We start from the raw sequence: 18,348 nt of genomic DNA, 5'->3' as shown, positions 1-18,348 counted from the left end.
GCTATGAAACAAGAAAAATCGTTTAAGGAAATCTTGCAATTTGTAGCCCCAGGCACACCAATCCGGGAAGGAATTGAAAACGTGCTACGCGCAAAGACCGGGGGGCTAATTGTTGTAGGATATAACGAAAAAATCAAACAAATTGTAGACGGGGGATTTTATATCAATTGCCCTTTTTCCCCCGCCTATTTATATGAACTAGCTAAAATGGATGGAGCCATTATTTTAAGCGACTCAGGGCAAAAAATTTTATACGCAAACGCACAGCTCGTTCCGGATACGAGCATAGAGGTAAGAGAAACAGGCATGAGGCATAGAACAGCTGAACGAGTAGCAAAGCAAACAGGAAATCTCGTAATTGCTATTTCTGAAAGAAGAAATGTCGTCACATTATATTTTGGCAATTCCCGCTATGCTTTGAGGGATATCGGCGTCATTTTGACGAAGGCCAATCAAGCTTTGCGGACGTTGGAAAAGTATAAATCTGCCACTGACCAATCCATTAATAATTTAGGATCTTTAGAGTTTGAAGATTTAGTCACGATCGATGAAGTGATCCAAGTTTTACATAGAATAGAAATGGTGCTGCGAATTAAGAGTGAAATTATTAATTATATTTACGAACTCGGTACAGAAGGGCAGCTGATTCAGCTTCAGATGACCGAGCTTTTAGCAGATATTGAAAAAGAAGCGGCTCTGCTTATCAAAGATTACAGCATGGAGCGGCTGAATGATCCTATTCCTGTATTAAAGCAGCTGCAAGAATTGTCCAGCTCAGCATTATTGGATGATGCGGTTTTATTGAAGCTGCTCGGATATCCCCATTTTACCAATATGAATGAACCTGTTGTTCCTCGAGGTTACCGGTTTTTGCATAAAATACCAAAGCTTCCTTCCGTTATTATTGAAAATTTAGTGACAACCTTTGAAAATTTGAAACAAATTGCAAATGCTACCGTAGAAAAGCTTGATGAAGTGGAAGGAATAGGTGAAGTTAGGGCGAGGAAAATTAAGGAAGGATTAAGGCGCCTCCAAGATCAGTATAACATTGCAAGGGAGCTCTAACACATCCTTTACAGTAATTTATCAATATTTTTACAATCCTTGTTTTTAGATGTTTGAAAGGTTTGAAAGTGTATATAATGAAATAAAGGAGGTGGAGGTATGTTAAAACGAATTGTTCAAATATTTTTCTTTTTTGTTGGCGGAACGTTAGGTGTTTTGTTTATACCGGAATTATTATTTCTCTTAAATCTTGATGATGTTCCATTTCTGATGACACCATATACATTGGCGATATTAGGTGCAATTTTATTTTATATAACCTCCTTCTGGCTAGTGGATTATGTGGTGAATTGGATAAAATTTATAGAAGAGAAATTAGTGAAAGCTCCGGTTACGGATGTATTATTTGGCAGTTTAGGATTAATTTTTGGTCTGATTATTGCTTATTTAATTGGAATTTCATTATCTGAACTTCCATACCCAATTATCAATAACATTGTTCCGATCTTTTTAACCATAATTTTAGGATATTTAGGTTTTCAAATCGGATATAAAAAGCGCGACGAACTGTTGAACTTGTTTTCGATTACAGCAAGAATCAGCAAGAAGAAAGCCTCTCAAGAAGAAGAGGAAAATGTTGAAAAGAAAAGCTTAAAAATATTAGATACAAGTGTTATTATAGATGGCAGGATTGCAGATATTTGTCAAACAGGTTTTTTAGAAGGGACCATTATTATTCCTCAATTTGTGTTGGAGGAACTTCAGCATATAGCGGATTCTTCAGATGTGCTAAAAAGAAATCGAGGAAGAAGAGGTCTGGATATTTTAAATAAAATCCAAAAAGAGCTGGACATTAAAGTGGAAATATGGGAAGGCGACTTCGAAGATATACAAGAAGTCGACAGCAAGCTTGTAAAACTGGCAAAAATCATTCAAGGCGTTGTGGTCACAAACGATTTCAATTTAAATAAAGTATGTGAGCTCCAAAACGTCTCTGTTTTGAACATCAACGATTTAGCCAATGCGGTAAAACCGATTGTACTACCAGGGGAAGAGTTAAATGTCCAAGTAATTAAGGATGGAAAAGAGCATAACCAAGGTGTTGCTTATCTTGATGATGGCACGATGATTGTTGTCGAGGACGGAAGGGACTATATCGGGAAAAATATTGATATTCTCGTTACAAGCGTTCTTCAAACATCTGCCGGACGAATGATTTTTGCAAAGCCAAAGCTGCTGGAAAAAGCATTGTAATAAGGGAGAAAGAAGATGGAATATCGGGTTGTCATACCAGCTGCAGGGCAAGGGAAAAGAATGAGGGCAGGAAAAAATAAACAGTTTATCAAACTTAATTCTTTACCTGTGATTGTTCATACTTTAATGGTGTTTGAAAAAGATCCTCAATGCACCGAAATTGTTCTAGTCATAAACGAGAAAGAGCGTGAAGAATTTCTTTCTTTACTGAAAAAATATAAAATAAAAAAAGTGCAAAAACTAGTTCCCGGAGGACAGGAACGCCAATATAGTGTTTACAACGGGTTAAAAGCTGTTGAAGAAGATGGTATAATATTAATTCACGACGGTGCAAGGCCTTTCATTCGCAGGGAAACCATTCATCAGCTTGTTGAAAAGGCTCATTTAGAGGGCGCAGCGGTCGTAGCCGTTCCTGTAAAGGATACTGTGAAAAGGGTTCGCAATATGGAAGTCATTGATACTGTTGAACGTTCTAGCTTGTGGGCAGTTCAAACGCCACAAGCTTTTCGTCTTTCCATCGTATTAAAAGCTCATGAAGCGGCCAATAGGGATCAATTTGTAGGAACAGACGATGCAAGTCTTGTAGAAAGAATTGGCGAAAAAGTTTGTATTGTACATGGGGATTATTCAAATATAAAGCTTACAACCCCTGAAGATTTGATTTTTGCCCGTGCGATTTTAGAGAGTGAAAGAGGGGAAAGGGAATGATTCGGATTGGACAAGGTTTTGATGTTCATCAGCTTGTGGAAGGAAAACCGCTTGTGATCGGTGGAGTCAACATTCCTTATGAAAAAGGATTGCTTGGACATTCTGATGCTGATGTTCTTCTTCATGCATTGACAGATGCCTGCTTGGGAGCGATTGGAGAAGGAGATATCGGCAAGCATTTTCCTGATACGGATCCTGCATATAAAGATATTGACTCGGCGAAATTGCTTCAAGAGGTATGGAACTTGGTAAAGGAGAAAGGCTATATATTAGGCAATGCGGATTGTACAATTATTGCTCAAAAACCAAAAATGGCGCCTTACATCCATCAAATGCGTACTAGAATTGCGGAGCTCTTGGAGGCTGAACTTGACCAAGTGAATGTTAAAGCAACGACGACGGAGGAGCTTGGGTTTACAGGACGCGGGGAAGGAATCGCTGCACAGTCAATCGTTTTATTGCAAAAGAAAAAGTAATCTTTGAACATCAATGGTTTGGTGGTACAATATTTTAAAGAATTACGGTTTGATTATTGGAGGGACAAAATATGGCTGACAACGGAATACGGGTTCGCTATGCACCGAGTCCGACGGGGCATTTACATATTGGAAACGCACGCACTGCATTATTTAATTATTTGTTCGCTAGAAGCCAAAATGGGAAATTTATTATCCGAATTGAAGATACCGATCAAAAGCGGAATATCGAAGGAGGAGAACAAAGCCAGCTTTTTTATTTAAAATGGCTTGGAATTGATTGGGACGAAAGCATAGACAAGGGCGGAGATTACGGTCCTTATCGACAATCGGAGCGGACAAGCATTTATAAAAAATATTATGAAGAGCTCTTGGAAAGAGACTTGGCGTATAAATGTTATTGTACGGAAGAGGAGCTTGAAAACGAGCGTCAAGCGCAAATCGATCGCGGTGAAATGCCAAGATATTCAGGGAAATGCGCGCACCTTTCTAAAGAACAGCAAGAGGCACTCGAAAAAGAAGGACGGAAACCAAGCATTCGTTTCCGGGTTCCAAAAGGAAAAATATATAAATGGAACGATATCGTAAAAGGAGATATTTCTTTTGAGTCCGATGATTTTGGGGATTTTGTCATCGTGAAAAAAGACGGAACACCGACTTATAATTTTGCCGTCGCCGTCGACGATCATTTAATGGAAATCAGTCATGTGTTGCGCGGAGAAGACCATATCTCCAATACACCGAAGCAAATGATGATTTATGAAGCTTTTGGATGGGAGCCGCCTGTTTTTGGTCATATGACGTTAATCGTCAATGAAAACAGAAAAAAATTAAGCAAGCGTGATGAGAGCATCATTCAATTTATTGAACAATATGCTGAATTAGGGTATTTGCCTGAAGCGCTCTTTAATTTTATCGGTTTGTTAGGATGGTCTCCTGTTGGGGAAGAAGAGATTTTCAGCAAAGAAGAGTTTATTAAAATTTTTGATCCAAACCGATTATCAAAATCACCTGCTGTTTTCGATACACTGAAATTAAAATGGATGAACAATCAGTACATGAAAAAGCTTGATCTCGAAAAAGTAGTCGACCTTTCGCTGCCCCACCTTGTAAAAGCCGGGCGCATCAGTGAAAATATGTCAGAAGATGAAAGAGATTGGGTGCAACGTCTCATTTCCCTGTATCAAGAGCAAATGAGCTACGGTGCAGAAATTGTCGAATTAAGCGAAATGTTTTTTAAGGAAGAGATAGAGATCGATGAAGAAGGAAAGCTTGTGCTTCAAGAAGAACAAGTTCCTTCCGTGTTAAGCGCATTTTTGGAAGAAGTGAAAGCAATTCAAGATTTCAAAGCAGATGAAATCAAAAAAGCGATTAAGTCAGTTCAAAAGGCGACAGGTCAAAAGGGGAAAAAATTGTTCATGCCGATTCGCGTTGCGACGACCGGGCAGACACACGGTCCTGAGCTGCCGCTTGCCCTTGAGCTCTTAGGAAAAGAAAAGATTATCACAAGGCTGGAAAAAGCACTAGATTAACTTTTTAAAAAAATTGTAATATAGTATTGATGAACAGATGACGGAAAAACGTTGAGAAGGAGAAGTAAGAAAGCAAACGGCTTTTCAGAGAGAACCTCCTTTGGCTGAAAGAGGTTTAAGCACGCGCTTTCTGAAATGCCCCTTCGAGTCTTTTGTCGAAACCAGCGGGAGTAGACAAAAGCGGAGACTCACCGTTATAAGAGTTAAAGTTGAGGGAAAAGAAAAGCTATACTTTTCCCTAAACAGAGTGGAACCGCGCTTATTTGCGTCTCTGTATCTACAGAGGCGCATTTCTTTTTCAGTAGGGTATTATGATTACTTTTTATGGGAGGGAGAAAAATATGTGGAAAATATTAAAAGAAGATGTGGAAGTCGTTTTTGACCAAGACCCTGCTGCGAGATCTTATTTAGAAGTGATCTTAACTTATTCAGGCCTTCACGCCATATGGGCTCATCGGTTGGCGCATGCGTTTTACAAACGGAAATTATACTTTATCGCCAGGGTCATTTCGCAAATAAGCCGCTTTTTCACGGGAATTGAAATCCACCCTGGTGCCAAAATCGGTCGTCGTTTTTTCATCGATCATGGCATGGGTGTCGTTATTGGCGAGACTTGTGAAATTGGCGATAATGTTACTGTATATCAAGGAGTTACATTAGGCGGAACAGGTAAAGAAAAGGGGAAACGGCATCCTACCATCAAAAATAATGTTCTCATTGCAGCTGGCGCGAAGGTATTAGGATCTATTACGATTGGAGAAAACTCGAAAATTGGCGCAGGTTCCGTCGTTTTGCGCGATGTTCCGGATAATTCGACTGTTGTAGGCATTCCGGGGAGAGTTGTTGTGCAAAACGGGAAAAAGGTGAGAAAAGATTTAAATCATAGAGATTTGCCGGATCCTATTTCAGATAAATTAAAAGAGCTTGAAAAAGAAATAGGAAAATTAAAGGCAGAATTAGATAATCTGAAAAAAAAGGAGGGCGTTCAATGAGTATCAAAATTTATAATACATTATCCAGGAAAAAGGAAGAATTTATTCCTTTAGAGGACAACAAGGTAAAGATGTATGTTTGCGGTCCTACCGTTTACAACTATATTCACATCGGAAATGCTAGACCAGCCATTGTATATGATACAGTTCGTCGATATTTGGAGTACAGAGGGTACGATGTGAAATATGTGTCGAATTTTACCGATGTGGATGATAAATTGATTAAAGCTGCAAATGATTTGGGCGAAACGGTTCCGGAAATTGCAGAACGATTTATTAAGGCCTATTTTTCTGATATTGATGCACTGGGATGCAAAAGAGCGGATGTTCATCCTCGTGTAACGGAAAATATGGAGACAATCATTGAATTCATCCAAGCTCTCATTGACAAAAATTATGCCTATGAAGTCGACGGAGATGTGTATTATAAAACACGGTATTTTAAGGAATACGGAAAGCTTTCGCATCAATCAATAGATGAGCTTCATGCCGGTGCCAGAATACAAATTGGCGAAAAAAAGAGAGATCCGCTTGATTTTGCACTTTGGAAAGCAGCAAAAGAAGGGGAAATTTCATGGGATAGCCCTTGGGGAAAAGGACGTCCTGGCTGGCATATTGAATGCTCCGCAATGGCAAGAAAATATTTAGGGGATACAATTGATATTCATGCAGGCGGCCAAGATTTAACTTTTCCGCATCATGAAAATGAGATCGCACAATCCGAAGCGCTTACCGGCAAACCTTTTGCGAAATATTGGATGCATAACGGTTATATTAATATCAACAATGAGAAGATGTCTAAATCACTCGGAAATTTTATTCTTGTTCAAGACGTTTTAAAGCAGTATGACCCACAAGTATTTCGATTTTTTATGCTGTCTGTACACTACCGACATCCTATCAATTATTCGAAAGAACTTTTGGATAGTACAAAAAACGGATTGGAAAGAATCCGCACCTCATATATCAATTTAAAGCATCGGCTGGAAAGTAGTGCGAATCTCACTGATGATGATGAAAAATGGCTGGAAGAAATCAGCCGGCTAAAGAAGGAATTTATTCATGAAATGGACGACGATTTCAATACGGCGAATGCTATATCTGTCATTTTCGATTTAGTGAAAAATGCAAACTATTATTTGGAAAGAAAAAACACCTCCGAAAAAGTAATTAAGACATTTTTGCAGCTATTTAATGAATTTGGCGATGTATTAGGTTTGACATTTGATGTTCAAGAGCTGCTGGACGAAGACATTGAAAGGCTGATAAACGAGCGAAATCAAGCTAGAAAAGAAAGAAATTTTGCTTTAGCCGACAAAATTCGAGATCAGCTCAAGGAAATGAACATTATATTGGAAGATACGCCTCAAGGAACAAGGTGGAAAAGAGGATAAATATGATTGAGCTTGAAAAAATAAAAGAAGCACGGCAGCTTAATGGTCTTGTTTTAGCATATATGGGCGATGCTGTATATGAAGTATTTGTCAGGCATCATCTGTTATCAAAAGGAACTGTCAAACCGGGCCAGCTTCATAAATTGGCGAAGTCGTTTGTTTCGGCCAAAGCGCAGGCAGCGATTTTAAAAACATTAACTGACAACGGCTTTTTCAATGAAGAAGAGCTGGAAATAATGAAAAGAGGGCGAAATGCCAAATCAAACACGGTGCCGAAAAATACCGATGTACAAACATACCGATACAGCACGGCTTTCGAATCTTTAATCGGCTATCTTTTTTTAACAGGTGATCAAGATCGGCTAAACAACGTCATAGATGCTGCAATCGCTGCAACATACGAGAAAGGGGGAGTTGAACGTGGCGGATGAATATATATACGGGAAGAATTCGGTTATCGAAGCATTGAAATCGAACAGGGATATTAACAAAGTGTTTATTGCGGAAAATTCATATACTAAACAAGCGCAGCAAATTATAATGCTGGCGAAAAATAAAGGGGTAGCAGTTCAATTCGTTCCAAAGAAAAAGCTCGATCAGATCGTTTCGGGCAGCCACCAAGGAGTCATTGCGCAAGTTGCTGCATATAAGTATACGGATTTTGAAGATTTGTTCAAATTGTCTGACGAATGCGGGGAAGCGCCCTTTTTTCTGATTCTAGATGAAATTGAAAATCCAGCTAATCTCGGGTCGATTATGAGAACAGCTGATGCTGCTGGAGTACACGGCATTATTATTCCAAAGAACCGAGCGGTCGGTTTAACCAATGTAGTGGCAAAAACGTCAACGGGAGCAATTGAATATGTTCCCGTAGTCCGCGTGACAAACTTGGCACGCACGATTGACGAGCTGAAAAACAGAGGTATATGGATTTACGGCACTGATGCAAAAGGGGAAGACGATTATCGGACAATTGACGGGAAACTGCCCGTTGCATTAGTAATCGGCAGTGAAGGGAAAGGAATCAGCCGCTTAGTAAAAGAAAAGTGCGACTTCCTTGTGAAAATCCCGATGGTTGGTCATGTTACTTCTTTGAACGCCTCCGTTGCTGCCAGTCTATTAATGTATGAAGTTTTTCGTAAACGGCGGCCATCAGGAGAGTAACCAATGGATATTTTATTAGTCGATGGATACAACATTATTGGTGCTTGGCCTGATCTGCAAAAATTAAAAGATGAAAACAATTTGGAGGATGCAAGGAAGATCCTGATCAACAAGATGGCCGAATATCAAGCATACACAGGGATGAAGGTGATTGTCGTTTTTGATGCTCATTTAGTGAAAGGAATTGAAAAAAAATATTTGGATAATCGCGTGGAAATTATTTTCACGAGAGAAAATGAAACCGCTGATGAACGGATTGAAAAGCTGGCCAAAACATTAAAAAATATTAAGACGAAAATTTATGTAGCAACGTCCGACTATATAGAACAATGGACGATTTTTTCCCAGGGAGCTTTGAGAAAATCGGCGCGCGAGCTATATAACGAAGTGGTGTCTATTGAAGAAAGCATTCGAAAAAAAATTCAGCAAATTCAGGGCGAGCGCCCCGCTTCGAAGATTCGCCTTTCTTATGAAGTTGCCGAAAGGTTCGAAAAATGGAGAAGAGGAGATTTATCGTAATTTTGACATAAGTTGACGTTTATGGAAATCTTGCAGTATAATATTTCTAATAATTGTATGCGCGGTCGGGGTGATTTGCATGAGTGTTCAAGACAACAAGGGGGAAAAAATAAAAAAATTGCAGAAGCTTGAAGATGAACAAATTGTAGAGCTCGTCCACAAAGGCGACAGCGCTGCATTGGATTTCTTGATCACAAAATACCGGAACTTTGTGCGGGCCAAGGCAAGATCCTACTTCCTCATCGGGGCGGATCGTGAGGATATAATTCAAGAGGGGATGATTGGATTATATAAAGCGATTCGTGACTTTAAAGAGGACAAGCTTACCTCCTTTAAGGCTTTTGCTGAGTTGTGCATTACCCGCCAAATGATTACTGCCATTAAAACTGCTACCCGTCAAAAACATATTCCTCTAAACTCGTATGTTTCATTGGATAAACCCATTTATGATGAAGAGTCAGATCGCACACTGATGGATGTAATATCTGGAGCAAAAGTAATGGACCCAGAAGAACTCATCATTAACCAGGAAAAGTTTGATGATATAGAATTGAAAATGGGGGAAATATTATCTGATCTTGAACGGAAAGTGTTGTCCCTTTATTTGGAAGGCCGTTCCTATTTAGAAATTTCAGAAGAATTAAACAGGCATGTGAAATCTATTGACAATGCCTTGCAGCGGGTGAAAAGAAAGCTAGAAAGATACTTAGAGCTGAGGGAATTTACTTCATAACTCATTGACATAAAAATTGCCATTATGTTACTGTTTAATAGAGTAAGTATCGGTAGGTGTAATATGAGTAAAAAAATAGTTCTAGCTTGTTCTCAATGCGGCAGCCGAAATTATTCAACGATGAAAAAGGCGACCGAAGAACGGATGGAAATCAAAAAGTTTTGTAAAACGTGCCAAGCTCATACCACTCATCGGGAAACAAAGTAAATTGCACGATTCTTGGATTTCTGGAGGTAAACAAATGCAGCGCTTGACTGGATTTTTTCGAGATGTCGTAAAAGAAATGAAAAAGGTCAGCTGGCCGAAAAGAAAGGAATTGGTTCGCTATACGATTACGGTCATTACAACGGTAGCCTTTTTTGCTATATTTTTTGCTATTGTCGACTTAGGAATTTCTGAGTTATTAAGGCTTATTCTTGAATAAAAGCCTTTTATCCATGATATAATAGATATTATTCATAAGTCCGTCAGTAAACCCGGTAAACGGGTTTTTTCATTGCCTAAAAATGAAATGGGGAGGGAAGGACAAGGTCCTCTGATATGGAAAAGAACTGGTATGTTGTGCATACATATTCCGGCTATGAAAATAAAGTAAAAGCGAATTTAGAAAAACGCGTAGAGTCAATGGGCATGCAGGACAAAATTTTTCGTGTGATCGTCCCTGAAGAAGAAGAAATGGATATGAAAAGCGGAAAGAAAAAAGTGACGAAAAAAAAGGTTTTCCCTGGGTATGTTTTAGTAGAGCTCATCATGACGGATGATTCATGGTATGTGGTTCGCAACACTCCCGGAGTTACCGGATTCGTCGGCTCTGCAGGGTCTGGATCTAAACCAACTCCGCTTTTGCCGGAAGAAGTACAGGCAATTTTCAAACGCATGGGAATAGAAGAGGCTCGGGTGGAAGTTGATTTTGAATTAAAAGAAACGGTAAAAGTAAATGACGGCCCGTTTGCTAATTTCACAGGCGTTATCGAAGAAATCGATACAGATAGAAAAAAAGTCAAAGTTCTCGTCAATATGTTTGGGCGTGAAACACCAGTTGAACTAGATTTTTCCCAAGTTTCCAAATTGTAAAATGTAGAAAAACAAACTTGAAATCATTAATTAAAAATGGTAATATTTCTTAAGTCGATATGTCTCTGAAAGAGACTGAATGATGCATTAATCTTTCTCTCATTCATATAAAGAAGGATGTTGCATGAGTGGGAGGGTTTTACCCTATTACCACATCACGGACTTAAGGAGGTGTGTCTCGTGGCTAAAAAAGTGATTAAAATTGTGAAATTGCAGATTCCTGCAGGTAAAGCTAATCCTGCGCCGCCAGTAGGACCTGCTCTCGGTCAAGCTGGGGTTAATATCATGGGATTCTGTAAAGAGTTCAACGCTCGCACGGCTGATCAAGCTGGCTTAATTATTCCTGTTGAAATTACGGTATTTGAAGACCGTTCATTTACATTTATTACGAAAACTCCGCCTGCTGCCGTTCTTTTGAAAAAAGCAGCTGGAATTGAATCAGGTTCTGGTGAACCGAATCGTAATAAAGTGGCAACAATTAAACGCGATAAAGTTCGCGAAATTGCCGAAACGAAAATGCCTGACTTAAATGCAGCTAGCGTTGAAGCAGCAATGCGTATGGTTGAAGGCACAGCCCGAAGCATGGGCATTGTGATCGAAGACTAATCAATATGCATTGGTGTAGTAGGTTGCGAGTTTGTTTATTCAAGTTCGCAACCTTTATTCGTGGGAGGTTATTCCGCTAAAACCACATAAGGAGGAAAATGATATGGCAAAAAGAGGTAAAAAATATTTAGAAGCTGCAAAGCTTGTTGATCGTTCAAAAGCTTATGACGTAAAAGAAGCAATTGAATTAGTAAAGAAAACGAATATCGCAAACTTTGATGCGACAGTTGAAGTTGCATTCCGCCTTGGCGTTGATCCTCGTAAAAACGATCAGCAAATCCGCGGGGCTGTTGTGCTGCCGAACGGTACAGGTAAAACACAACGTGTATTAGTATTCGCTAAAGGGGAAAAAGCAAAAGAAGCGGAAGCTGCTGGTGCGGATTATGTCGGCGACAGCGACTACATCAATAAAATTCAACAAGGCTGGTTTGACTTCGATGTTGTTGTGGCTACCCCTGATATGATGGGTGAAGTCGGTAAACTTGGACGTATTTTAGGTCCTAAAGGTTTAATGCCGAACCCTAAAACAGGAACGGTAACATTTGAAGTTGAAAAAGCTGTCAAAGAAATTAAAGCTGGTAAAGTTGAATACCGTGTAGATAAAGCTGGGAACGTTCATGTTCCAATCGGAAAAACTTCTTTTGACAGTGAAAAATTAGTTGAAAACTTTACAACAATCTACGACGCGCTATTAAAAGCAAAACCGGCAGCGGCAAAAGGCACTTACATGAAAAACGTTTCTGTAACGTCTACAATGGGCCCTGGAATTAAAGTAGATCCTTCCAGCTTTGTCGTGAAATAATAAACCGGTTTGACAAGCAGGGTGTATTTTAGTAAAATAAAAATGTTGTGTAATTAAATAGAATTCATTTATACCGTAGACAGTAGGTGCCGAAAGGCTTAATATCCTACCGAGGTGTATGATATAGATTAAGCGGAACGTTTGCTTATTTGTACGATACCTCCATGTCTGCGGGCATGGAGGTATTTCATTTCACCGGCGGTATAAGTGTTCATTTTCAATTTGCAGGAGGTGTAAACAAATGAGCAGCGCAATTGAAAAGAAGAAACAGATCGTTGAAGAAATTGCAGCCAAATTCCGTGAAAGCGTCTCTACTGTTATCGTAGATTACCGCGGTCTTAATGTAGCGGAAGTAACGGAATTGCGCAAAAGACTTCGTGAAGCAAATATAGAGTTCAAGGTTTACAAAAATACGTTAACTCGCCGTGCTGTTGAACAAGCAGAAATTTCTGGATTAGAAGAAGTGCTGACTGGTCCAAACGCTATCGCATTTAGCACTGAAGATGTCGTGGCGCCTGCTAAAATTTTGAATGATTTTGCAAAAGAGCATGAAGCGCTTGAGATTAAAGCTGGCGTCATCGAAGGCAATGTTGCAACAGTTGATGAAATTAAAGCGATTGCTGACCTTCCATCTCGCGAAGGCTTGCTTTCTATGTTGCTTTCTGTACTGCAAGCTCCTATTCGCAACTTTGCACTTGCAACAAAAGCAGTTGCAGATCAAAAAGAAGAGCAAGGCGCTTAAAGCAAATTTTCGTATTAAACTATTAGCAATTTAAAACATAAGGAGGAAAAACAAATGACAAAAGAACAAATTATTGAAGCGATAAAAGAAATGACTGTTCTTGAACTTAACGACTTAGTAAAAGCAATCGAAGAAGAATTTGGCGTAACTGCTGCTGCTCCTGTTGCTGTGGTTGGTGGCGCTGGCGGCGGTGAAGCTGCTGCAGAAAAAACTGAATTCGATGTTATTCTTGCTAATGCAGGTGCACAAAAAATTAAAGTTATCAAAGTTGTTCGTGAAATCACTGGCCTTGGCTTAAAAGAAGCAAAAGAATTAGTTGACAACACTCCAAAACCATTAAAAGAAGGCGTATCTAAAGAAGAAGCTGAAGAACTTAAAGCAAAACTTGAAGAAGTTGGAGCAGAAGTTGAAGTTAAGTAAAAGCTGTTAAATAAATAGAAAAGCTCGCTGATTCATTGGCGGGCTTTTCTTTTATGTATGAATTTCTGCCCGTAGAAAATACTCCTAAAAAAGGGGTGCAGAAAATGAGCGAACATTATTTTTCGGAAAAACCGGAAGTGGAAAGCAATAGGAGAAAAATTGAGTGCACGTTGAGAAATCATCCATTTGCGTTCATGACCGACCGCGGAGTTTTTTCAAAACGGGAGGTTGATTTTGGAACGCAGCTATTAATTGAAACTTTCGCTGCTCCCGAAATTCCAGGAGATATTTTGGATGTAGGCTGCGGATACGGACCGATCGGATTGTCAATTGCAAAATCGGAACCCGATAGAATGATTGATATGATCGATATAAATGAAAGGGCAATCGAACTTGCGGAACTGAATGCTCGAATAAACAACATTCAAAATGTCCGTGTGTTTCAAAGCAATTTGTTTGAAAATCTGGAAGGGAAATGGTATGCTGCTATTTTAGCAAACCCTCCCATTCGGGCTGGAAAACAAGTCGTCCATCATATATTTGAAAAAAGCTTTGATCATTTAAAAGACCATGGAGAGCTTTGGATCGTTATCCAAAAAAAGCAGGGGGCTCCTTCCGCTAAACAAAAGCTGGAGACTCTGTTTCGTTCGGTAGAAGTGGCAGAGAGAAAAAAAGGCTATTATATTTTTAAAGCAAAAAAAGATTGACCTGCAATCCAGGATATGTTAACATTATAAAATGCCAATATATTAATTTCCATTTGTAGCTAAATTTTTTCTTGGATGTATAGAACCAATCCATTAAGGAAAAAATAATAAAATCAACTATTTCTGCGCAGTGGTTTTCTTTTTTCATAAAGAAAATCCTTTTTCTTTTTACTTGTAATAGTATTTATTTTATTATATAAAACATGGAATGCTATTTACAAGATATTATTATGCTGATTTGAGGGGTGACTCAGTTGACAAGTCAACTAGTTCAGTACGGACGACACCGCCAACGCAGAAGTTATGCGCGTATTAAAGAAGTGTTGGAATTACCTAATCTTATTGAAATCCAAACCTCTTCGTATCAGTGGTTTCTTGATGAGGGTCTTCGTGAAATGTTTCAAGACATATCTCCTATCGAAGATTTCACTGGTAACCTCTCGCTTGAGTTTATTGACTACAGCTTAGGTGAACCGAAATACTCCGTTGAAGAAGCAAAAGAACGCGATGTTACTTATTCTGCCCCGCTGCGGGTAAAAGTGCGCCTAATTAATAAAGAAACAGGCGAAGTGAAAGATCAAGATGTATTTATGGGCGATTTTCCGCTTATGACGGAAACCGGCACATTTGTGATCAATGGTGCAGAACGAGTAATTGTTTCCCAATTAGTCCGTTCACCTAGTGTTTACTACAGCGACAAAATTGATAAAAACGGTAAGAAGGGCTTTACAGCTACCGTCATTCCAAACCGTGGCGCTTGGTTAGAGTACGAAACAGATGCAAAAGATGTTATATATGTCCGCATTGATCGCACTCGCAAATTACCAGTTACGGTTCTTTTACGTGCCCTTGGGTTTGGCTCTGATCAAGAAATCATCGATGTGTTCGGAGAAAATGAATATTTAAGAAATACGTTGGATAAAGACAATACCGAAAGCCCAGAAAAGGCGCTTCTTGAAATTTACGAACGCCTGCGTCCTGGTGAACCGCCAACAGTTGAAAATGCAAAAAGCTTATTGATCTCCCGTTTCTTTGATCCAAAAAGATATGATTTAGCAAGTGTCGGCAGATATAAAATTAACAAGAAACTTCATATCAAAAACCGACTCTTTAATCAACGATTAGCAGAAACTCTAGTCGACCCTGAAACTGGAGAAATCATTGCTGAAAAAGGAACTATTATTGATAGAAGAACGCTGGATAAAATTTTGCCTTACCTTGAAAAAGGAATAGGGTTTAAAAAATTCACTCCTGATGGTGGAGTAGTTGATGAAGACATCACGTACCAATCTATTAAAATTTATGCTCCAAACGATCCGGATGGAGAAAAAATTCTCAACGTTGTTGGCAACGCAAACATTGATGAAAGTGTAAAAAACATTACGCCAGCAGACATTATTGCGTCCATCAGCTACTTCTTTAATTTGCTATATGGAGTAGGAAATACAGATGATATTGACCATTTAGGAAACCGCCGTCTTCGTTCGGTAGGGGAGCTTTTGCAAAACCAGTTTCGAATCGGACTTTCACGGATGGAGCGTGTTGTGAGGGAGAGAATGTCCATTCAGGATGCCAATACGATTACTCCGCAGCAATTAATCAACATCCGTCCAGTAATTGCGGCCATTAAAGAATTTTTTGGTAGCTCCCAATTGTCCCAATTCATGGATCAAACCAATCCTCTTGCAGAACTGACGCATAAGCGCCGTTTATCTGCATTGGGACCTGGCGGACTCACACGTGAACGAGCAGGCTTTGAAGTTCGCGACGTCCATTATTCCCATTATGGACGCATGTGTCCAATTGAAACGCCTGAAGGTCCAAATATCGGATTGATTAACTCATTATCAACATATGCAAAAGTAAACCGTTTCGGTTTTATTGAAACGCCGTATAGAAGAGTTGACCCTGAAACAGGGAAGGTAACAGACCGAATTGACTATTTGACAGCTGACGAAGAAGATAACTATGTTGTTGCTCAGGCTAACGTGCCAGTAGCAGAGGATGGAACGTTTTTAGAAGATAATATTGTTGCCCGTTTCCGCGGGGAAAACATAGTGGTGAAAAAAGACCGTGTCGACTACATGGACGTTTCGCCTAAGCAAGTTGTATCAGCAGCAACAGCTTGTATCCCGTTCTTGGAAAACGATGACTCCAACCGTGCATTAATGGGTGCAAACATGCAGCGCCAAGCTGTTCCTTTGCTTCAACCAGAAGCGCCTATTGTTGGTACCGGAATGGAGTATGTATCGGCTAGAGACTCTGGAGCAGCTGTCATCTGCAAGCACGCAGGCGTTGTCGAACGAGTTGAAGCCAACAGAATTTTAGTTCGCCGTTATGAAGAAGTGGACGGTCAAAAGGTTAAAGGTGATCTCGACGAGTACAAATTGTTGAAATTCGTCCGTTCCAACCAAGGAATGTGCTACAATCAGCGCCCAATTGTATCTGTTGGAGACGAAGTCGAGAAAGGCGAAATTTTAGCTGACGGTCCTTCCATGGAAAAGGGAGAGCTTGCTTTAGGCCGAAATGTACTTGTCGCCTTTATGACATGGGATGGATATAACTATGAAGATGCCATCATCATGAGCGAGCGTCTTGTAAAAGAAGACGTCTATACTTCCATCCATATTGAAGAATATGAGTCTGAATCCCGTGATACAAAATTGGGTCCGGAAGAAATCACTCGTGATATTCCAAATGTCGGAGAAGACGCTCTTCGCAACTTGGATGAACGAGGCATTGTCCGCATTGGGGCAGAAGTTAAAGACGGCGACTTGCTTGTTGGGAAAGTAACGCCAAAAGGAGTTACAGAACTGACTGCTGAAGAACGATTATTGCACGCTATTTTTGGAGAAAAAGCACGTGAGGTTCGTGATACATCACTTCGTGTTCCGCATGGGGGCGGAGGTATTGTTCTTGATGTAAAAGTGTTTAACCGTGAAGACGGAGATGAACTGCCTCCAGGTGTCAACCAGCTGGTGCGTGTATACATTGTACAGAAGCGTAAAATCTCTGAAGGGGATAAAATGGCAGGCCGCCATGGAAACAAAGGGGTTATTTCCCGAATTCTTCCTGAGGAGGACATGCCGTTTTTGCCGGATGGAACACCAGTTGACATCATGTTAAATCCATTAGGAGTACCTTCCCGGATGAACATCGGGCAAGTATTGGAATTGCACCTAGGAATGGCGGCTAAGAAGCTGGGCATTCATGTTGCAACTCCGGTATTCGATGGTGCGACAGAAGAAGATGTATGGTCAACAATTGAAGAAGCTGGGATGGCCCGTGATGCGAAAACGGTCCTTTACGACGGCCGCACTGGGGAACCTTTCGATAATCGCGTGTCTGTCGGAATCATGTATATGATCAAACTGGCGCACATGGTTGACGATAAACTGCATGCTCGTTCCACAGGTCCATACTCGCTTGTTACACAGCAACCGCTCGGCGGTAAAGCACAGTTCGGTGGACAGCGGTTCGGAGAAATGGAGGTTTGGGCTTTAGAAGCCTATGGAGCAGCATATACATTGCAAGAAATCCTTACTGTAAAATCAGACGATGTTGTCGGTCGTGTAAAAACATACGAGGCAATCGTAAAAGGCGAAAATGTGCCTGAACCTGGAGTTCCTGAATCTTTCAAAGTATTAATTAAGGAGCTTCAAAGCTTAGGACTGGATGTTAAAATTCTCTCAAGCGATGAACAAGAAATCGAAATGAGAGAATTGGAAGATGAGGTAAATTCCACCCAGTCAGATGGCCTCTCTTTAACGACTGATACAATCGAAGAGGAAATTGTTGATAAAGAAGAAAAAGATGCAGTTGCCAAAGAGTAAAGGAATTTTTTGCTACGGAAGATAAAAAGGGAGGTAGGCCCCTTGCTGGATGTAAATAATTTTGAGTATATGCACATCGGTCTTGCTTCACCTGATAAAATTCGTTCATGGTCATATGGTGAAGTGAAAAAACCAGAAACGATCAACTATCGTACTTTAAAGCCTGAAAAAGACGGTTTGTTTTGTGAACGTATATTCGGTCCGACAAAAGATTGGGAATGCCACTGCGGAAAATATAAACGGGTTCGCTATAAAGGCGTAGTATGCGATCGATGCGGTGTTGAGGTTACGCGAGCAAAAGTGCGTCGGGAGAGAATGGGGCATATCGAACTTGCTGCTCCTGTCTCTCATATTTGGTATTTCAAAGGGATTCCAAGCCGTATGGGA

General features: G+C 40.1%; 21 protein-coding genes and 2 other annotated features. All 21 genes read left to right on the top strand.

What is annotated here, in order from left to right; translation table 11 throughout:
* Positions 1–3 precede the first annotated feature (3 nt).
* A complete protein-coding gene (gene disA / locus FB379_RS10800; RefSeq protein ID WP_144597969.1) occupies positions 4–1,065 on the top strand; it encodes a DNA integrity scanning diadenylate cyclase DisA in 1,062 nt (353 codons plus the stop codon).
* Between the two features lie 99 nt (positions 1,066–1,164).
* Positions 1,165–2,259: a PIN/TRAM domain-containing protein gene (locus tag FB379_RS10795; RefSeq protein ID WP_063387133.1), complete on the top strand. Its 1,095-nt coding sequence runs from the start codon at positions 1,165–1,167 to the stop codon at positions 2,257–2,259.
* A 15-nt stretch (positions 2,260–2,274) separates the two neighbouring features.
* The gene (ispD, locus tag FB379_RS10790; protein ID WP_063387134.1) at positions 2,275–2,967 is read left to right on the top strand and encodes a 2-C-methyl-D-erythritol 4-phosphate cytidylyltransferase; all 693 of its coding nucleotides are present in this window, start codon (positions 2,275–2,277) and stop codon (positions 2,965–2,967) included.
* Positions 2,964–3,443, top strand: coding sequence for a 2-C-methyl-D-erythritol 2,4-cyclodiphosphate synthase (ispF, locus tag FB379_RS10785; protein ID WP_063387135.1), 480 nt, complete (start codon positions 2,964–2,966; stop codon positions 3,441–3,443). The genes ispD and ispF overlap by 4 nt, the downstream gene beginning before the upstream one ends.
* Positions 3,444–3,514: 71 nt before the next feature.
* Entirely contained in the window at positions 3,515–4,975 is a 1,461-nt protein-coding gene (gene gltX, locus FB379_RS10780; RefSeq protein WP_063387136.1) for a glutamate--tRNA ligase, read from the top strand.
* A gap of 42 nt (positions 4,976–5,017) precedes the next feature.
* Positions 5,018–5,251, top strand: a binding site (T-box leader).
* 35 nt (positions 5,252–5,286) lie between these two features.
* Complete coding sequence (gene cysE / locus FB379_RS10775) at positions 5,287–5,967, top strand: serine O-acetyltransferase (RefSeq protein WP_082829424.1); 681 nt, start codon at positions 5,287–5,289, stop codon at positions 5,965–5,967.
* Entirely contained in the window at positions 5,964–7,361 is a 1,398-nt protein-coding gene (gene cysS / locus FB379_RS10770) for a cysteine--tRNA ligase (RefSeq protein ID WP_144597968.1), read from the top strand. The genes cysE and cysS overlap by 4 nt, the downstream gene beginning before the upstream one ends.
* A gap of 2 nt (positions 7,362–7,363) precedes the next feature.
* Positions 7,364–7,792, top strand: a complete 429-nt coding sequence (locus tag FB379_RS10765; protein WP_066247904.1) for a Mini-ribonuclease 3 — start codon at positions 7,364–7,366, stop codon at positions 7,790–7,792.
* Positions 7,782–8,525: a 23S rRNA (guanosine(2251)-2'-O)-methyltransferase RlmB gene (gene rlmB, locus FB379_RS10760; RefSeq protein WP_422386930.1), complete on the top strand. Its 744-nt coding sequence runs from the start codon at positions 7,782–7,784 to the stop codon at positions 8,523–8,525. The genes FB379_RS10765 and rlmB overlap by 11 nt, the downstream gene beginning before the upstream one ends.
* Positions 8,526–8,528: 3 nt before the next feature.
* Positions 8,529–9,044: an NYN domain-containing protein gene (locus FB379_RS10755; RefSeq protein WP_063387141.1), complete on the top strand. Its 516-nt coding sequence runs from the start codon at positions 8,529–8,531 to the stop codon at positions 9,042–9,044.
* Between the two features lie 79 nt (positions 9,045–9,123).
* Complete coding sequence (gene sigH, locus FB379_RS10750) at positions 9,124–9,777, top strand: RNA polymerase sporulation sigma factor SigH (protein ID WP_063387142.1); 654 nt, start codon at positions 9,124–9,126, stop codon at positions 9,775–9,777.
* A gap of 63 nt (positions 9,778–9,840) precedes the next feature.
* Positions 9,841–9,984 (top strand): 50S ribosomal protein L33, encoded by a 144-nt coding sequence (gene rpmG / locus FB379_RS10745; RefSeq protein ID WP_144597966.1) that lies wholly within the window; start codon positions 9,841–9,843, stop codon positions 9,982–9,984.
* 34 nt (positions 9,985–10,018) lie between these two features.
* Positions 10,019–10,201 (top strand): preprotein translocase subunit SecE, encoded by a 183-nt coding sequence (gene secE / locus FB379_RS10740; protein WP_063387143.1) that lies wholly within the window; start codon positions 10,019–10,021, stop codon positions 10,199–10,201.
* A gap of 116 nt (positions 10,202–10,317) precedes the next feature.
* Positions 10,318–10,851, top strand: coding sequence for a transcription termination/antitermination protein NusG (gene nusG / locus FB379_RS10735; RefSeq protein WP_063387144.1), 534 nt, complete (start codon positions 10,318–10,320; stop codon positions 10,849–10,851).
* Between the two features lie 180 nt (positions 10,852–11,031).
* A complete protein-coding gene (rplK, locus tag FB379_RS10730) occupies positions 11,032–11,457 on the top strand; it encodes a 50S ribosomal protein L11 (RefSeq protein ID WP_063387145.1) in 426 nt (141 codons plus the stop codon).
* A 103-nt stretch (positions 11,458–11,560) separates the two neighbouring features.
* Positions 11,561–12,259, top strand: coding sequence for a 50S ribosomal protein L1 (gene rplA, locus FB379_RS10725; RefSeq protein WP_063387146.1), 699 nt, complete (start codon positions 11,561–11,563; stop codon positions 12,257–12,259).
* Positions 12,260–12,314: 55 nt separating this feature from the next.
* Positions 12,315–12,457 (top strand) — a sequence feature (ribosomal protein L10 leader region).
* Positions 12,458–12,500: 43 nt separating this feature from the next.
* Positions 12,501–13,001, top strand: a complete 501-nt coding sequence (gene rplJ, locus FB379_RS10720) for a 50S ribosomal protein L10 (protein WP_063387147.1) — start codon at positions 12,501–12,503, stop codon at positions 12,999–13,001.
* A 54-nt stretch (positions 13,002–13,055) separates the two neighbouring features.
* A complete protein-coding gene (gene rplL, locus FB379_RS10715) occupies positions 13,056–13,421 on the top strand; it encodes a 50S ribosomal protein L7/L12 (protein WP_063387148.1) in 366 nt (121 codons plus the stop codon).
* A gap of 104 nt (positions 13,422–13,525) precedes the next feature.
* Positions 13,526–14,128 carry a class I SAM-dependent methyltransferase gene (locus FB379_RS10710; protein ID WP_066247918.1) on the top strand — a complete coding sequence of 201 codons (603 nt, stop codon included), beginning with the start codon at positions 13,526–13,528 and terminating at the stop codon, positions 14,126–14,128.
* Between the two features lie 254 nt (positions 14,129–14,382).
* A complete protein-coding gene (gene rpoB, locus FB379_RS10705) occupies positions 14,383–17,961 on the top strand; it encodes a DNA-directed RNA polymerase subunit beta (RefSeq protein ID WP_063387150.1) in 3,579 nt (1,192 codons plus the stop codon).
* 42 nt (positions 17,962–18,003) lie between these two features.
* A partial coding sequence (locus FB379_RS10700) for a hypothetical protein (RefSeq protein WP_242009320.1) occupies positions 18,004–18,348 on the top strand: 345 nt, incomplete at its 3' end.

The organism is Aeribacillus composti (genome assembly GCF_007827555.1).
Lineage (GTDB): Bacteria > Bacillota > Bacilli > Bacillales > Aeribacillaceae > Aeribacillus > Aeribacillus composti.
Note: the sequence above shows the minus strand (reverse complement) of the source record. Positions and strands in the feature narration are given on the sequence as shown.

Bases quoted from the DNA above. Each gene is read 5' to 3' on its own strand.
- disA (WP_144597969.1), top strand. From the start codon at position 4: ATGAAACAAGAAAAATCGTTTAAGGAAATCTTGCAATTTGTAGCCCCA.
- FB379_RS10795 (WP_063387133.1), top strand. From the start codon at position 1,165: ATGTTAAAACGAATTGTTCAAATATTTTTCTTTTTTGTTGGCGGAACG.
- ispD (WP_063387134.1), top strand. From the start codon at position 2,275: ATGGAATATCGGGTTGTCATACCAGCTGCAGGGCAAGGGAAAAGAATG.
- ispF (WP_063387135.1), top strand. From the start codon at position 2,964: ATGATTCGGATTGGACAAGGTTTTGATGTTCATCAGCTTGTGGAAGGA.
- gltX (WP_063387136.1), top strand. From the start codon at position 3,515: ATGGCTGACAACGGAATACGGGTTCGCTATGCACCGAGTCCGACGGGG.
- cysE (WP_082829424.1), top strand. From the start codon at position 5,287: ATGATTACTTTTTATGGGAGGGAGAAAAATATGTGGAAAATATTAAAA.
- cysS (WP_144597968.1), top strand. From the start codon at position 5,964: ATGAGTATCAAAATTTATAATACATTATCCAGGAAAAAGGAAGAATTT.
- FB379_RS10765 (WP_066247904.1), top strand. From the start codon at position 7,364: ATGATTGAGCTTGAAAAAATAAAAGAAGCACGGCAGCTTAATGGTCTT.
- FB379_RS10755 (WP_063387141.1), top strand. From the start codon at position 8,529: ATGGATATTTTATTAGTCGATGGATACAACATTATTGGTGCTTGGCCT.
- sigH (WP_063387142.1), top strand. From the start codon at position 9,124: ATGAGTGTTCAAGACAACAAGGGGGAAAAAATAAAAAAATTGCAGAAG.
- rpmG (WP_144597966.1), top strand. From the start codon at position 9,841: ATGAGTAAAAAAATAGTTCTAGCTTGTTCTCAATGCGGCAGCCGAAAT.
- secE (WP_063387143.1), top strand. From the start codon at position 10,019: ATGCAGCGCTTGACTGGATTTTTTCGAGATGTCGTAAAAGAAATGAAA.
- nusG (WP_063387144.1), top strand. From the start codon at position 10,318: ATGGAAAAGAACTGGTATGTTGTGCATACATATTCCGGCTATGAAAAT.
- rplA (WP_063387146.1), top strand. From the start codon at position 11,561: ATGGCAAAAAGAGGTAAAAAATATTTAGAAGCTGCAAAGCTTGTTGAT.
- rplJ (WP_063387147.1), top strand. From the start codon at position 12,501: ATGAGCAGCGCAATTGAAAAGAAGAAACAGATCGTTGAAGAAATTGCA.
- rplL (WP_063387148.1), top strand. From the start codon at position 13,056: ATGACAAAAGAACAAATTATTGAAGCGATAAAAGAAATGACTGTTCTT.
- FB379_RS10710 (WP_066247918.1), top strand. From the start codon at position 13,526: ATGAGCGAACATTATTTTTCGGAAAAACCGGAAGTGGAAAGCAATAGG.